Origin of the sequence: Olsenella sp. SW781, assembly GCF_012027725.1 — a bacterium.
Lineage (GTDB): Bacteria > Actinomycetota > Coriobacteriia > Coriobacteriales > Atopobiaceae > Thermophilibacter.
Map to the genome: position 1 here is coordinate 48245 of NZ_SJOU01000012.1, position 15832 is coordinate 64076.

General features: G+C 69.2%; 12 protein-coding genes and 2 tRNA genes. 6 read left to right on the forward strand and 8 right to left on the reverse strand.

Features of this window, described 5'->3' with window-relative positions:
* Nucleotides 1-37 precede the first annotated feature (37 nt).
* Nucleotides 38-124: transfer RNA gene (locus tag E0L17_RS07935), tRNA-Leu, on the reverse strand.
* Nucleotides 125-253: 129 nt separating this feature from the next.
* On the opposite strand from E0L17_RS07935, the gene E0L17_RS07940 reads away from it, so the two are divergent.
* The 6 genes from E0L17_RS07940 (at nt 254) to pknB (ending at nt 10033) form a co-directional block, all read left to right on the forward strand.
* Complete coding sequence (locus E0L17_RS07940; protein ID WP_353652966.1) at nt 254-2008, forward strand: serine/threonine-protein kinase; 1755 nt, start codon at nt 254-256, stop codon at nt 2006-2008.
* Nucleotides 1992-3140 (forward strand): FHA domain-containing protein, encoded by a 1149-nt coding sequence (locus E0L17_RS07945; protein WP_167930719.1) that lies wholly within the window; start codon nt 1992-1994, stop codon nt 3138-3140. Before E0L17_RS07940 ends, E0L17_RS07945 begins: the two co-directional genes overlap by 17 nt.
* Nucleotides 3137-3550 (forward strand): FHA domain-containing protein, encoded by a 414-nt coding sequence (locus tag E0L17_RS07950; RefSeq protein ID WP_075279122.1) that lies wholly within the window; start codon nt 3137-3139, stop codon nt 3548-3550. The genes E0L17_RS07945 and E0L17_RS07950 overlap by 4 nt, the downstream gene beginning before the upstream one ends.
* A complete protein-coding gene (locus E0L17_RS07955) occupies nt 3547-4863 on the forward strand; it encodes a Stp1/IreP family PP2C-type Ser/Thr phosphatase (RefSeq protein ID WP_286163381.1) in 1317 nt (438 codons plus the stop codon). The genes E0L17_RS07950 and E0L17_RS07955 overlap by 4 nt, the downstream gene beginning before the upstream one ends.
* A gap of 55 nt (nt 4864-4918) precedes the next feature.
* Nucleotides 4919-7822, forward strand: coding sequence for an FtsW/RodA/SpoVE family cell cycle protein (locus tag E0L17_RS07960; RefSeq protein WP_167930746.1), 2904 nt, complete (start codon nt 4919-4921; stop codon nt 7820-7822).
* A 129-nt stretch (nt 7823-7951) separates the two neighbouring features.
* On the forward strand, nt 7952-10033 hold the full coding sequence (gene pknB, locus E0L17_RS07965) for a Stk1 family PASTA domain-containing Ser/Thr kinase (RefSeq protein WP_167930720.1): 2082 nt from the start codon (nt 7952-7954) through the stop codon (nt 10031-10033).
* Nucleotides 10034-10220: 187 nt separating this feature from the next.
* Here the strand turns inward: pknB and E0L17_RS07970 are convergent.
* The 7 genes from E0L17_RS07970 to E0L17_RS08000 all read right to left on the reverse strand — a co-directional run bounded on the left by E0L17_RS07970 (nt 10221) and on the right by E0L17_RS08000 (nt 15806).
* A tRNA-Arg gene (locus E0L17_RS07970) sits at nt 10221-10296 on the reverse strand.
* Between the two features lie 45 nt (nt 10297-10341).
* Nucleotides 10342-10974, reverse strand: a complete 633-nt coding sequence (locus E0L17_RS07975; protein ID WP_167930721.1) for an APC family permease — start codon at nt 10972-10974, stop codon at nt 10342-10344.
* Between the two features lie 28 nt (nt 10975-11002).
* Nucleotides 11003-11881, reverse strand: a complete 879-nt coding sequence (locus E0L17_RS07980; RefSeq protein WP_206109073.1) for a phosphoribosylaminoimidazolesuccinocarboxamide synthase — start codon at nt 11879-11881, stop codon at nt 11003-11005.
* 79 nt (nt 11882-11960) lie between these two features.
* Nucleotides 11961-13493, reverse strand: coding sequence for a HAMP domain-containing sensor histidine kinase (locus tag E0L17_RS07985; RefSeq protein WP_167930722.1), 1533 nt, complete (start codon nt 13491-13493; stop codon nt 11961-11963).
* An 8-nt stretch (nt 13494-13501) separates the two neighbouring features.
* Nucleotides 13502-14224 carry a response regulator gene (locus E0L17_RS07990; protein WP_167930723.1) on the reverse strand — a complete coding sequence of 241 codons (723 nt, stop codon included), beginning with the start codon at nt 14222-14224 and terminating at the stop codon, nt 13502-13504.
* 91 nt (nt 14225-14315) lie between these two features.
* Nucleotides 14316-15524: a Tat pathway signal protein gene (locus tag E0L17_RS07995; RefSeq protein ID WP_353652967.1), complete on the reverse strand. Its 1209-nt coding sequence runs from the start codon at nt 15522-15524 to the stop codon at nt 14316-14318.
* Nucleotides 15525-15545: 21 nt separating this feature from the next.
* Nucleotides 15546-15806, reverse strand: a complete 261-nt coding sequence (locus E0L17_RS08000; RefSeq protein WP_167930724.1) for a TIGR03905 family TSCPD domain-containing protein — start codon at nt 15804-15806, stop codon at nt 15546-15548.
* Nucleotides 15807-15832 lie beyond the last annotated feature (26 nt).

Consider the following 15832-nt stretch of genomic DNA (forward strand, 5'->3'; position numbering starts at 1 on the left):
AAAAAAGCCCCGGCGCGAAGCCGGGGCCAAACAATCATGGTGCGGGCGAAAGGACTTGAACCTTCATGGAGTTGCCCCCATACGGACCTGAACCGTACGCGTCTGCCAATTCCGCCACGCCCGCGTGCAGAGGTCATTCTAGCGCATGCCCCGCAACCTGCCAAGTGTTTTTTCTGGCGGGACGGCCCGCCCGCGCGCCTGCGGTAGAATGGGCCCACGACACGGCACACGCAGCACAACCGAAGGAGACGCCGTGAGCGAGACGAGCCCTATCGCGCAGCAGCACACGCCGCCCGAGGAGATCCTCCTAGGCAGGTATCGCGTTCTCGCGCGCCGGGGGACCGGCGGCTTTGGCACGGTCTGCACCTGCTGGGACCTGCGCCTCCAGCGCCGTGTGGCCATCAAGCGGCTCCCCATCCTCGATGACGCCGCAACCACGACGGCCGAGGAGGCCCTCGCGGAGGCGCGCACGGCGTGCATGCTGGGACACCCCAACATCGTGACGGTCTTTGACTTTGAGTCCGACGGGGCCTACGCGTACATCGTCATGGAGTACGTCGACGGGCTCAACCTCGCCGAGCTGCTCGCCCGCGTGGAGGGCGGCAGGCTCACCTGCGAGGAGTGCGCGCAGGTGCTCGACTCCGTGGCACGCGCGCTCGAGTTTGCCCACGAGAACCGCGTCCTGCACCTGGACATCAAGCCCACCAACATCATGATCGACCGGCAGGGCGTGGTGAAGCTCGCGGACTTTGGCATGGCCACGCTCGCCTCGGCCGCCGGATACGGCGGGGCGCGCGGCGGCACCGTGGGCTACATGCCCCCCGAGCAGATCGAGGGCATGCTCGTGGACGAGCGCAGCGACGTCTTCTCGCTCGCCGTGGTCCTCTGGCAGGCGCTCGGCGGGACCTGCCCCTTTGCCGCGGACTCCGCCGCCGCCTCGCTGCGCCTCATCGAGCGCGGGCCGCGGCGGCCCCTCTCCCGCGACTGCCCGGAGCTGGCCGGAGACCCCGAGCTCATCCTCGCCGACGCGCTCGCCCCCCAGGCCTCCGCGCGGCCCGCCGACGTCCGTGAGTTCGCCGACGAGCTCGTCCCCTGGCTGGGCGACCCGCGCGCCGGCGCCGCGTCGCTCAGGGAGCTCGTTGACCAGGCCGAGAAGGACGACGGGTCGGCGGCCACGCTCGTGGGCGAGCGCCCGCCGATCGCCCTGCGCCTCCCGTGGCTGCCGAGCGCGATCGGCCGTGCCGTCACCGCGCTCGCGACGTTCGCGACCGTCCGGCTCGCGCTGCCCGCGCTGCTTGGACCCGAGTCCGGCGCCGCCGCGGCGGCGTCACTCGCGTGCGCCGTTGCCGCGGCGGCCTGGCCGCCCCTCGGCGGCGCGCTCGGCGGCCTCGCGCTGGCGGGCGCGCTCGGCGTCACCGCGCGGGCGCCCTCGTCGTTCCCGCTGGCGGCCGCGGTAGCGGCGGCGACCCTCGTGTGGTGGGCCGCCGTGGGCCGAAAGGAGCACCTCGGCGGCCTCGCCGTCCTTCTCCCCTGCTGCCTGCCCACGCCCGCCGCGGGCGCGGGCGTCGCGGGGTACGCGCTCGACCCCGGCCCCGCCGCGGTCACGGGCGCGGTCGGCTACCTGCTGGGAAGCCTCTTCGGGTGCGCCGTCGACGCGGGGTTTTCCGCCACGGTGACCGTCGCGGCGCTGCTCGCGGAGTGGTCGGACCCGGCGTTCTGGGCCGTCTGCGCGGGTGCTGCGCTCTGCGGCGCCGTCTCGTCCGCCGTGGCGCTGCGCGGCTCGGTGGCGGCGGGGGTCTGCGGCCAGATCCTCGGCCTCTGCCTGCTTGTGGGCTCCGAGGTCATCGCAGCTAGCATGGAGAATGCCGGTATATGGGCCGCCCTCGATTGGGAGGCCGCCGTCATTGCGGTACTCTTGTCTGTGCTTTTGTGCATTGCGACAGTCCTCAGAGGCCCGCTCTTCGAGGACCTGGATGACGAGGATGGGTACCATGAGCTTCCTCAGTGACTTTGAGGGGCGCATCAGCTCCGTGTTCGGGGCCGCGCCGCAGGGATATACCGAGCCGTTCTCATTCAAGAAGCTCGCCAAGCGCGCGGCGCGCGAGATGGAGAACGAGACGTACGAGATAGACGGCGTGGACACCGCGCCGGCGCTCTACACCGTGCTCGTCTCCTCCTCAGACGACTCCCTCATGCGGCCGCTCTACGAGCAGATCACCTACGAGATCTCCTCCTTCGTCACGGCCCAGGCCCAGAAGAAGGGCTACGCCTTCGTGGGCAGTCCCCTCGTGCGCTTCATGGTCGACCCGTCGCAGCGCTCCGGCAAGTTCGCCGTCTTCGCGGAGAACGTCGACGCGCGGACGCTCAACCGCCTGCGCGAGGAGGAGCGTGCGTTCCTCGCGGGCAACTCGAGCGCCGGCGGCGCCGCGGCCAAGATCAACCGTCGCGGACCGCAGCCGCGACCCACGCGCCGCCCGTCCGACCGCATGGCGTCGCTCGCCCCGCGCGAGCCCGAGCGCCGTCCCGCGCTCTCCGACTCCGAGGCCGGCCTCGAGGTCATGCCCGCCGAGTTTGACGACGTCGCGGGACCCGTCGCCTCCGCGTCCGAGTCCACGCCCATGCCCGTCGCGGCAGCCGGCACGCCGCTCGTCGCGCCCGCGGCGCAGCCCGCCGCCATCCCGGTTCCGCAGACGCAGCGCCGCAACGTCCCGCTCGTCGACATGAGGCGCGGCGTGGGGGCGGACGCGGTCGCCGGCATCGCCGGCGCGGTCCCCGGGGCCGCCGCCGTGGCGTCCTCCATCCCCGCCCCGGCGCCGACGCCCGCGGCACCGGCCGAGGACGAGAGCGTGGCCACCTGCCTGCTTATCGACCGCCAGACCGGGCGGACCTTCTCGGCCAAGGCCCCCGCGACCGTCATCGGGCGCGAGCGCTCCCAGGCCGGCGTCGTCCTGCGCGACCCCAACGTCTCCCGCCGCCACGCCCAGCTCTCCTTTGACGGGCGCGACTGGCACATCACCGACCTCAACTCCACCAACGGCACGCTCGTGAACGACGTCGACGTCCAGGACTGCGTCCTGCGCGACGGCGACCTCATCACGCTCGGCCTCGTGAACCTCGAGTTCAGGGAGATGCGCGCATGATCGACCTCGTCCTCTTCGTGGGACGCGTCCTTCTCGTCGTCGTCCTGTACATCTTCCTCTTCGCCGTCATGCGGACGGGCGTGGGCCTCGTGCGGGGCCAGCGTCGCGACGCGGCGATCTGGTCCGTGGACGTGGAGAAGGGCACCCGCTCGCTCAGGGGCCTGCACGTCGACATCCTCGGCCCCGTCGTCATCGGGCGCTCCCCCTCGTCGGACATCGTCGTTGACGAGCCCTACGTCTCGTCAACGCACGCCCGCTTCACCCTCCAGGGGCCGGCCCTCGTGCTCGAGGACCTCGGCTCCACCAACGGAACGCTCGTCAACGGGCACGGCATCGAGCAGCCCGTCACGCTGAGGGAGGGCGACGAGGTCCAGGTGGGCGACACCATCATGAGGGTGAGCCGCGGATGACGGAGGAGTCTCAGGTCATCACCGCCCCGGAGCCCGCCAACGCCCCGGGCCGCGCCGAGATGCCCGTCGAGGGACGCGCCGGCGCGGACAAGGTCACGGGCTCCAACGGGTTCATCTCCTGGGGCTCGCGCAGCGACGTGGGCCTCGTCCGCGGCCACAACGAGGACTCGTTCTTCCTTCGCGCGCCGCTCTTCGTGGTGTCCGACGGCATGGGCGGCCATGCGGCCGGCGAGGTCGCAAGCTCCATCGCCGTTGACACCATCGGCGAGCGCGCGCCCGCGACCGCCGACGACGTCCTGCTCGGCGCCGCCGTCGAGGCCGCGAACCAGGCCGTGATCAAGGGCGCCGAGGAGGGCATCGGCAAGCCCGGCATGGGCTGCACCGCCACCGCCATCCTCATCGAGAAGAACAAGATGGCCGTGGCCCACGTCGGCGACTCGCGCGCCTACGTGCTGCACCACGGCACGCTCGTGCGCGTCACGCACGACCACTCCTACGTCGAGGAGCTCGTCGACTCCGGCCAGATCACGGCCGACGAGGCGCGCACGCACCCCTCGCGCTCCATCATCACCCGAGCGCTCGGCTCGGACCCCGACATGTACGCGGACCACTTCTCCCTCGAGGTCAACACGGGCGACCGCATCATCCTGTGCTCGGACGGCCTCTCGTCGATGATCTCCGACAGCGAGATAGAGTCCGTCGCCGTGTCCAGCGCCACGCCGCAGCAGGCGGCCGACAACCTCGTCTCCGCCGCGCTCACGGCGGGCGGCGCGGACAACGTCACCGTCATCGTCGTTGACGTCCTGAACGACGGCGTCGCCGACGAGATCCGCCGGCGGCTCATCCGGCGCGCCGCCATGATCACGAGCGCCGTGGCCGGCGTCCTCATCGCCGCCTTCCTCGTCACCGCAGCCTTCGTCCGCAGCGAGTGGTACCTCGCCGAGAACGGCGGCACCGTCGCCATCTACCGCGGCATCAAGGGTGACATCCTCGGCATCCCGCTGAACGAGCTCGTGGGGACGAGCGCCGTGAAGGTGAGCGACCTCCCCTCGTCCGTCCAGGACCAGCTCGAGCAGGGCATCCGCGTGAACGGCGAAGAGGCGGCGCTCGAGACGATCGACTCCTACCACCGCCAGATCGACGAGGAGGCCGTGAAGGCCGCCCAGGTGGCCGAGGGGGCCAAGTCCGACGGTCAGCCCGGCGCCGAGGAGGGGGCCGCTGCGGAGGACGCCGGTCAGGCGGGCCAGAGCGCTGCCGAGACCCCTCCGACCGAGGGGCAGACGGGCGACGCAGAGACGAACGGGGGCGAGTGAGATGGCGAGAAGAACGCACTTCTCGGGCGCTCGCACGCGCGCGGCCTACGAGGCCATGGCCGCCCCCGCCGCTCCCGCCCCGCGCGGCCTCTCACGCCGCAACACCGAGCTCTTCCTGCTGTTCCTCGCGGCGGTGCCCGTCGTCCTGCTCTATGCGATGTACGTGGTCACCACCACGGCGCAGCTGAGCCTCGCCACGCTGGGCGTGCCGCTGGGGCTCTTCGCCGCCTTCGGCGCGGCCCACGTCGCCATACGCTTCCTCGCGCCGGGGGCCGACCCCGCCATCCTGCCCATCGTCTTCGCGCTCTCGGGGACGGGCATCACGTTCCTCACGCGCCTCGCGCCCGATCTCGCCGTCAACCAGGTCATCTGGCTCTTCGTCTCCATCGCGGCCATGGTCGTCGTGCTCGCCGTGGTGCGCAACCTCGACCGCCTCGCGGACTTCAAGTACACGCTCGGAATCGCCGGCGTGGTCCTGCTGGTGCTGCCCATGATCGTCGGCACCGAGCGTGGCGGGTCCAAGCTCTGGATCAACATCGGCGGCTTCACCTTCCAGCCGGGCGAGTTCGCCAAGATCGCCATCGTCCTCTTCCTGGCGTTCTACCTCGCCGCCAACCGCGAGGCGCTCTCGGCCTCCATGCGCAAGATCGGCCCTGTGAGCCTCCCGCGCCTGAGGATGCTCCTGCCGCTCTTCGTGGTCTGGGGCGTGAGCCTGCTCGTCGTGGCCTTTGAGACCGACCTCGGCAGCGCCCTTCTCCTCTTCACGTTCTTCCTCATCATGCTCTACGTGGCCACCGGCCGCGTGAGCTACGTCGTGGTGAGCCTCCTTCTGCTCGCCGTGGGCGGCGTGGCCTGCTACAACCTCTTCGGCCACGTGCAGACGCGCGTGAACATCTGGCTCGACCCGTGGGCCGACGCCTCGGGCGGCGGCTACCAGATCGTGCAGTCGCTCTACTCGCTCGCCGACGGCGGGCTCATGGGGCGCGGCATCGGCAAGGGCATGGCGACGGTCATCCCCGTCGTGGAGAGCGACTTCATCTTCTCCGCCATCGGCGAGGAGATGGGGCTGCTCGGCGGCGCGGCCATCTTGATCCTCTACCTGCTGCTGTGTGTGCGCGGCCTCGCAACGGCGGCGCGCGCCAAGTCCGACACTTCGGCCTTCGCCGCGGTGGGCCTCACGAGCGCCATCTGCTTCCAGGCCTTCCTCATCGTGGGAGGCGTCACCAAGCTCCTGCCGCTCACGGGCGTGACCCTGCCCTTCATGAGCCAGGGCGGCACCTCGCTGCTCGCGAGCTTCATCATCGTGGGCCTGCTCCTGCGCGCGGGAGACGAGGGCACCGGCCGCGGCACCCAGATCGAGAGCGGCCTTTCGGGCGAGAAGAACGTGCGCCCGCCGCTGTCGTCTGTCGCCGAGGGGGCCGGCAAGGTCGGCGCGCACGCGGCGTCCGTGGTGCACGGCAGCCATGCGCGCGGAAGCTTCTCGCTGCTCACGGCCGAGTCCGGCGTCCTGGGCCGCGTGGCGCTCGGAAAGCGTCTGACGAACCTCATCACGGTCTTCTCGCTGCTCTTTGCCGTCCTTATCGCCAACCTCACGTACGTGATGCAGATCGACGCCGCGCGCGTGCAGGACCTGCCCACGAACAACCACACCATCGCCCGGAGCGCCTACGTGCAGCGCGGCGCCATCATCACGTCCGACGGCGTGACGCTGGCCGAGAGCATCCAGCAGGCCGACGGCACCTACCTCCGGAGCTACCCCCAGGGCACGCTCGCGCGCCACACCGTGGGCTACATCTCCCTCCAGTACGGCTCAGCCGGCATCGAGGAGACCATGAACGACACGCTCACCGGACATGCGGACTACTCCAACTGGAGAAGCGCGCTCTACACCCTCGCGGGCGTCGACCAGCCCGGCTCGACCGTGGCGCTCACCATCAACTCGCTCATCCAGCGCGCGGCGGAGGACGCCCTGCAGGGCTACACCGGCTCGATCGTGATCCTCGACCCCAAGACGGGTGCCGTCCTGGCCAAGGCGTCCAACCCCACCTACACCGTCGACAACCTCGAGTCCGTCATGGCCTCGGGCACGAACGGCGAGCTCATCGACCGCGCGACGAGCGTCCTCTACCCGCCCGGGTCCTCCTTCAAGGCCCTCACGCTGGCCGCCGCGCTCGACTCCGGCACCACCACGCTCGACGCCGTCTACGACGCGAGCGCCGAGATAGAGATCGGCGGCGCACCCGTCACCAACAACCACGACGCCGACTACGGCGAGCTCACGCTGCGCGACGCGCTCGCCGTCTCCTCCAACACCGCCTTCGGGCAGGTCGGCGTGGAGGTGGGAGCCAGCACGCTCGTGAGCTACGCCAACGCCTTCGGCTACGGGCGCCGCGTCGGCCAGGACTTCAAGTGCACCGCCTCCCTCATGCCCGACCCGTCCGAGATGACGGAGTGGGAGACCGCGTGGGCGGCCTGCGGCCAGCCCGTGGGCGAGCACGAGAGCCCCGCGGGCCCGCAGACCACCGTCATGCAGAACGCCATGGTGGCCCAGGCCATCGCCAACGGCGGCGTGGTCATGGACCCCTACGTGGTCGACCACGTGCTCTCCCCCGAGGGCGTCGAGACCTCGCGCACCCAGGCCCGCTCGCTCGGGCAGGCCATCTCGGCCGACACCGCCGCGCTCGTGAAGGAGGCCATGCTCCAGGTCGTCGAGAGCGGCACGGGCATGGCGGCCCGGGTCCAGGGGACCCGCGTGGCCGGAAAGACCGGCACCGCCGAGGTCGGAGACGGCACCATCAACTCGCTCTTCATCGGCTTCGCGCCGTATGACAACCCGACCCTCGTCATCTCGATCTGCGTCGAGGGCCAGGGGGAGGACGTCGAGGGCCTCGCGGCCTCGCTCGCCGGGCAGGTGCTCGCGCGCGCCCTCGCCGTGCAGTCATCCGGGGCGGGCAGCTGATGGGGGCGCGACAGACCGACAGGACACACTGACCAACGAAGCAGAAACGAACCAGAGATAGAGCAGGACGCGCCCTCGGCGCACAGAAAAGGGGACGCGGCACGGCCGCGAGCGGGATAGGAGTTGAGCATGCCAGGGATGATTCTCGGCGGACGCTACCAGGTGCAGGACAAGATCGGGACGGGAGGCATGGCCACGGTCTTCCGCGGCCTTGACGAGGTGCTCGGCCGCACCGTCGCCATCAAGACGATGCTGCCCCAGTACGCCGCGGACCCGTCCTTCGCCGCGCGCTTCAAGCAGGAGGCGCAGGCCGCGGCTGCTCTGCAGAGCCCCTACATCGTCTCCGTCTACGACTGGGGCAAGGACGCCGACACGTACTACATCGTCATGGAGTACCTGCGCGGCACCGACCTCAAGAGCGGCATTCGCAAGCACGGCGCACTCGACTGCAAGAAGGTCGCGCAGATCGGCTCGCAGATCGCGCAGGCGCTCTCCGTGGCCCACAAGCACGACATCATCCACCGCGACATCAAGCCGCAGAACATCATGGTGCAGCCGGACGGCAACATCAAGGTGATGGACTTCGGCATCGCGCGCGCCAAGAACAGCCACCTCACGCAGGACAACTCCGTCCTCGGCACGGCCCACTACGTCTCCCCCGAGCAGACGCAGGGCAAGGAGCTCGGGCCCACCACGGACATCTACTCGCTCGGCATCGTGATGTACGAGGCGGCCACCGGGCAGGTCCCCTTCCAGGGCGACGACGCCATCACCGTTGCCCTCAAGCAGGTGAACGAGCAGCCCAAGCCGCCCAGCCAGCTCAACCCCGCCGTGGACCCCGCCCTCGAGTCCATCATCCTCAAGTGCATGCAGAAGAACCCGGCCGACCGCTTCCAGACGGCCGACGAGCTCTTCCGCACGCTGCGCGACTACCTCGCGGGCCGCGTGCAGGCCGTGAACAGCGCCACCGCCATGCTCCCCATCCAGCCCACCAACAAGCTCGAGCGCGGCACGGGCGCCATCCCCGCCACGGGCGGCACCGCCTCCATCCCCCGCGTCGAGCGCACGAACCGCTATCGCGCGCAGAGCGCCACCGAGCAGGCCGCCGAGGAGGAGGCCGAGCGTCAGCGCAGGCACCGCCGCAACGTCATCCTCGGCGTGATCGGCGTCATCGCCGTCGTGGCCGTGGCGGCTGTCGCGCTCTTCTCGATCTTTGGCTCCGGCACCCAGACCAAGCCGGTGCCCAACCTCATCGGCCTCACCCAGGAGCAGGCCATCAAGGCGATCGAGGACAACGGCTTCGAGGTCGGCAAGGTGGAGCAGGGCTACACGTCGGCGCAGGACCCGGGCCTCGTCTACGAGCAGAACCCCCTTGCCACCCGCGCGATGCCCGAGGGCTCCTCCATTGACATCCGCGTCTCCAAGGGTGAGGCGCCGGCCGAGAAGGTCACGGTGCCCGACCTCACGAACCTCCCCGAGGACCAGGTGGAAGACGAGCTTGCCAAGTACAACCTCAAGGGGCGCAAGGGCGAGGACCAGGAGAGCGACTCCATCGAGAAGGGCCGCGTCTGCGCCCAGGACACGCCCGAGGGCACCGAGGTCAACGTCGGCGAGACCATCACCTATCACATCTCCTCCGGCGCGAGCACGGCCGTCATCCCCAACGTGGTGGGCGACTACTACGAGGACGCGCAGGAGCGCCTCTCCAGCAGCGACGGCGAGTTTGACGTCAAGGTGGTCTGGGACTACAGCAACACCGTGGCCGAGGGCAACGTCATCTCCGTCGACCCTGCGGCGGGCAACACCGCCGAGGTGGGCTCCACGGTCACCATCACCGTCTCGAGCGGCCCCAAGCCCGTGGAGAACGTGCCCGTGCCGTACGTCGTGGGCAAGAGCTACTACGACGCCCGCGCGCAGCTCCAGAACCTCGGCTTCGTGGTGCAGCTCGCCTCGGGCAGCAGCGCCGAGGGCGTGGTCGTCAGCCAGTCCGCCTGGGAGTCCCTGCCCGAGGGCGGCACGATCGTCCTCACCACCGAGGTCCAGTCCACCGGCAACGAGGGCGGCGGGTCCAACACGGGAACCGAGGGGGGCGGGAACTCCTCCACCGGGGACAACCAGGGCGGCACGAGCGGCGAGGGCACCGGCACCGACATCGGAAACGGCGTCAGCGTCAACTCGCGCTCGTCCTCGCGTCAGAAGAGCGGCAACTAGCGCAAACACACCCGACGCCACGACGGCCGGGCCCCGCGGGGCCCGGCCGTTTTTCTGCCTACAAGATGCCTAAAAGGTGCCTGTCCCCATTTAGGCATGCCTAAATGGGGACAGGCACCTTTTAGGCATCTTACACGGAAAAGAGAAGCAGGTCAGACGGCTTATACCATCTGACCTGCGAAAATTCTGGTGCCCCCGGGCCGATTCGAACGGCCGACACCCGCTTTAGGAGAGCGGTGCTCTATCCCCTGAGCTACGAAGGCAGTGCGTCGAACTATTCTATCACCGCGCACGCGCGGCGACAAAAGCTACTTCTTGACGTTCTTCTCGACCTTCTTCGCGGACGCCTCGGCGCTCGCGCGCTGGAAGAGCTCGAGGAGCTTCTTGTCGGAGAGGCCGCGGACGCGGGCCTCGGCCGCCTTGCGGAACGGGCGGCGCTTCACCATGTCGTAGATGAAGCTACCAATGATGGCGGCGTACGCAAAGACGAGCGACGCCACGCTCAGGATGCCCTGCCAGGTGCCGAGGTCGGTGTTCTGTCCAAAGACGTAGGCGCAGATGAGGGAAATGACGGCGAGCGCCATGCCCACGCCGAGAAACGCCCAGAAGACCTTCTCGGTCTTCTTGTAGCCGGGAAGCTCCCGCAGGACGAGGTCGTAGGCGCGGTTGCGGATGTCCTCCTCCTCGCGCTCGCGGCGCTTGCGCTCCTTCTTCTCCTCCTTTGTCTCGGCACGGCCAAGGCCGGAGGCCTTCGCCTTGCTCTCCACGCGCACGGAGGCACCGGCCTCGCGCACGGGACGCGCCTTGGCCGCAGAGCTGCGCGAGAAGCCCTTGCGCTCCTCGCTCGTGGAGGTCACGGCCTCGGCCTCCTTCTTGGGACGGCCGACGGCGTTGCCCTCGGCCTCGCGACGGGCGCCCTCGATGGTGTCCTTGAGTGACATGAAGCTCCTTCTGCGGTCGTCTTCGACGTTAGCGGGCGGGCACGAACTCGGTGCCGGTGATGATCTGGAAGGCCTCCTGGTAGCGCTTGGAGGTTCCCTCGATGACCTCGGCGGGGATGCGCGGCGGCTCGCCGGTCATGTCCCAGTTGGCGCGCAGCCAGTCGCGGACGTACTGCTTGTCGTAGCTCGGCTGGACCTTGCCCTCCTCGTAGGAGTCGGCAGGCCAGAAGCGGCTGGAGTCGGGGGTGAGGCACTCGTCGATGAGGGTGAGCTTGCCGTCGATGAAGCCAAACTCGAACTTGGTGTCGGCAATGATGATGCCCTGCTCGGCGGCGTAGTCGGCAGCGGCCTTGTAGATCGAGAGGGAGGCATCGCGCAGCTGGGCCGCCACGTCCTCGCCCACGATCTCGCAGCAGCGCTCGAAGGAGATGTTCTCGTCGTGGTCGCCGAGCTCCGCCTTGGTGGAGGGGGTGAAGATCGGCTCGGGGAGCTTGGAGGCCTCGGTCAGGCCGTCGGGCAGCTTGATGCCGCAGACGGTACCGTCCTCGTCGTAGGTCTTCTTGCCGGAGCCGGTGAGGTAGCCGCGGACGATGCACTCGATGGGCACGGTCTGGGCCTTCTTGACCAGCATGGAGCGGCCGGCGAGGTAGTCGGCGTACGGCTTGAACTCCTCGGGGAGGTCCGCCACGTCGCAGCTGATCATGTGGTTGGGGATGAGGTCGGCAAAGCGCTCGAACCAGAACGCGGAGATGCGCGTGAGGATCTCGCCCTTGTGCGGGATCTCGTCCGGCAGGATGAAGTCATAGGCGCTGATGCGGTCGGACGCCACCATGAGGAGGCTGTCGCCGCAGTCGTAGATGTCGCGGACCTTGCCGTGCGAGTCCGGACGAAGTTCCATCTCAGCCATTCCGGCCACCTTTCGTAGGCGTTTCACTCAACCATCCAGTATACGTCACTCGCGCCGCGGCGCGGCGAGCGCAGCGGCGCTACCGGTCCTTCTCCTTGCGCTCGCGGCGCTGGGGAATCCGCAGCGTGAACGTGGTTCCCTTGCCGAGCTCGGACTCCACGAGGATCGTACCGTTGTGCTTGTCGACGATCTCCTTGGTGATGGCCAGGCCCACGCCGAGGCCGCCGGACACGCGCTCGCGGCTCACGTCGGAGCGCCAGAAGCGCGAGAAGGTCTGCGGGATGTCTTCCTTGGCGATGCCGATGCCGGTGTCCTGGACCCCGATCAGCACGTCGGAGCGATCCTGCCGCAGAAAGACCTTCACCCAGCCGTCCGCGTTGGTGTAGCGCATCGCGTTGCTCATGAGGTTCACGATCGCCTCGCGGATGAGGTCGGGGTCGACGTCGGCGTAGAGCTCGCCGTGGGCGGTCTCGTCAACGAAGCGCAGGTGGAGGCCGCGCTCGTGGAAGAGCTGATGCTGGGCGGAGACCAGGCTCTTGACGAGGTACACCATGTCGGTCTTCTCGACCTTGACCTCGGTGGTGCCGTTCTCCAGGCGCGAGAGCTTGAGCATGGCGTCGATGAGGCGGGAGAGGCGGCGCACCTCGGAGGCCACGACCTCCAGGTGCTCGTCGTCCGCGGGCAGGACGCCGTCCTGCATGGCCTCGACCGTGGCCTGCATGGCCATGAGCGGCGTGCGCAGCTCATGGGCGACATCCCCGGTGAGGCGGTGCTCGAGCTTGATGTCGCGCTCGATGGTCGTGGCCATGTCGTCGAAGGTCTCGCCGAGCTGGCCAATCTCGTCGGCACCCGTGACGCCGGTGCGCGCCGTGAGGTCGCCGTTTCTGATCTGCTTGGCCGTCGAGGTGATGCGCTGGATGGGCTTTGCCATCCCGCGCGAGACAAAGTACCCGATCACGCAGGCGAGAAGGGCCGCGATCGCGGCGGCCGTCGCGATGGCGCCGTACGAGTTGGAGCGGAAGGACGCGTCGCTCTTGGTGAGCAGGGCCTCGGAGCCAAAGGCCCAGAGCCGGACCTCGCCGACGACGGCCCCGTCCTCGTCGAGGATCTGCGAGGTGACGAGCGCCTCCTGGGCGGTCGGGACCGTGGCGGGAACGGGCTTCGCGCCCTCGGCGGCATCCGGGGTGAGCGTGGTCGACCGAGCCCAGGTGTCATCGTAGAGCACGTTGCCGTCGGCGTCGACGACCTGGACGACGATGTCAGAGGAGAGCGAGGACGCCCCCGCGGCGGCAGCGGCGGCGGTCTCGTCGAGCTCGCCGGTCTGCTGGTATGCCTCGGATATGCTCTCCGCCGTGGAGTCGGCGATGCTCTGCATGTTCTGGCGGGTGTAGGCCATGAACTGGCCCTCCCACACCATGGCGAGCACCACCACGAGCACCACGGCCGTCATTATCGCCGTCAGCGCAAAGCCGAGGGTGAGGCTCGTGGAGTAGGGGCGCCCGCGCTTGGGCGAGGGCTTGATCGTGTTCCAAGAGCTACGAGAGGACGAGGGCCGCTCGGAGCCGCCCTCGTCCAGCTGTGCGTCCCTTCCGGTGACGAAGCGCGCGGACATCCCGGCGCCTATCGGCTGCCGGCGTCGGCCGCCTTCTCGGGAGCCTCGAAGCGATAGCCGACGCCGTGAACGGTGTAGAGCCAGCGCGGGTTGCGCGGGTCGTCGCCGAGCTTGGCGCGGAGGTTCTTGACGTGGGAGTCGATGGTGCGCTCGTAGCCCTCGAAGTCGTAGCCGAGGACCTTCTCGACGAGCTCCATGCGGGTGTAGACGCGGCCCGGGTAGCGCGCGAGCGTGGTCAGCAGCTTGAACTCGGAGGCGGTGAGGTCGACCTCCTTGCCCTCCACGAGCACCTTGTGGCCCGAGATGTCGATCACGAGGTCGCCGAAGTCGAGCACCTCGAGCTGCGGCTCGGTCTCGGTGTGGGCGCGACGAAGCAGGGCGCGCACGCGGGCGACGAGCTCGCGCGGCGAGAAGGGCTTGATGAGGTAGTCATCGGCACCGAGCTCGAGGCCGATGATGCGGTCCTCGACCTCGCCCTTGGCGGTGAGCATGATGATGGGCACGTTGGACGTCTCGCGGATGGCGCGGCAGACGCGCTCGCCCGAGAGCTTGGGGAGCATGAGGTCGAGGATCACGAGGTCGAAGGTGTGCTTCTCAAACTCCTCGACGGCGCTCTGGCCGTCGCCGACGCCGCGCACGATATAGCTCTCGCGCTCGAGGTACGCCGCGACGGCGTCCCTGATTGCCTTCTCGTCCTCAACGAGCAGAATCTTCTTCTCATCTGAAGCCATGCTGGCCTCCTCGCTAACGACTGGTCGTCTCCGGGAAATCCGGTCCGTGGATGACCCTAGTGTACCCTACCGGGCCGCTGGAGATTCCAAGTTACAGGCGGAAGGTACGCACCGCAACGGAAGCGGGGTAGCCGGTGTCCGCGTCCTTGACCGTCGAGAAGGTCACGAAGAGGTCGCACTCTCCCACGCGGGCCGGGTACTCCCCGTAGTCGACGATGCGGTCTGCCGAGGGCAGCGCCGAGTACTGGCGCTTGGCGAGGTCGAGCACGAGGTATGTGGCGTTGCTCTTGACGATGAACAGGTCGCCGTTGCCGCAGCCGCACTCGGACGGCTCGCGGTTGAGGCGGTAGAAGCCGGCCGAGGACGTCCCGATGTAGGTGCCCATCTGCCCGAGGAGGCCGCCGGTGCTGTAGCTGGCCTCAACCGAGACGAGAAACCGGTCCCCCACGCGCACCGCGCGGAACGGTCGCACGCCCTGGGGCATGACGAGCTGGTCGATCCTCGTCTTGAGGTCGTCCGAGAGGGAGTAGGCGGTGACGCCGTAGTAGGTCCCCTCGGAGGCGCGCACGCGCGGCGCGAGCGTGACGACCTCGCCCGAGACGGTCGGCCACATGGCAAAGCGGCCCGGGGACTCCACCACCGCCTGGGCGTCCGAGTCCCCGGCGTGCCAGATGTAGCAGAAGGAGTGCTCCTGCGTCTTGGTCCCGAGCGTCGACGGCTGGACCTGCCAGATCACGCTCGAGCCGGAGACGGCGAAGGGGGCCGGGTCATAGTCCGAGGTGCCCTCCCAGAGGGTCTTGGTGTCCCCGGTCAGCGCGCCGGCGGAAAACGAGGACGCATGGAGCGACCACGCCCGCGTCACCAGGTCGAGCTCGGTCCAGGCGTACACGCTGTCCGAGCAACGCGCGTCATAGATGACCGAGGTCGCCGAGCCGCTGACGGGCTCGGGGACGACCTCCATGAGCTCCCCGGACGCGAGCGAGAAGGCCGATCCCGTGACCATCGGCGTGGCAGAGGACCCCGCCGTGGTGACGGGAATCCACGTGCCCTCAGCCGGGTGGAGCACGTTGCCGAGCGGCAGGGTCCACGACCCCTCGACGGCGAGCGTCGTGTCCACGCCCTCGAACTCCGAGAGGATGTCGTCCGCCTCGGACTCGTCGACCACGGTGGGGTCTGCCACGGTGTCGTTCGCGCCATGCGTGCAGCCGGCCAGGATGCCGACCGCCGCCGCGGTCACACCGCCGACCGCCGTCGCCTTGAAGAGCGAGCGGCGCGTCATCTTGAGCTTGGGGAGCCTCACCGGGTCGACCGTCCTTCTCGCCTAGCGCGCCTGGGCCGAGGCCTCGACGAGGGCCCGCGCGAGCTGGTCGGCGCAGGAGGTCTGGCGCGGGCCGCAGGTGTTGCCGGAGAGGATGCCCACGATCTCGTCGACGGGGTGGCCGGCCACGAGCTTGCTCACGGCCTTGAGGTTGCCGTTGCAGCCGCCCTCAAAGGAGACCTGCTCGATAGTCTTGCCGTCATCCGCAAGGTCGATGTGGATGGCGCGCGAGCAGACCCCGCGCGGCGTGTAGTCAAAGTGCATGTCCGCTCCTTCCGTGCAAAAGGGAC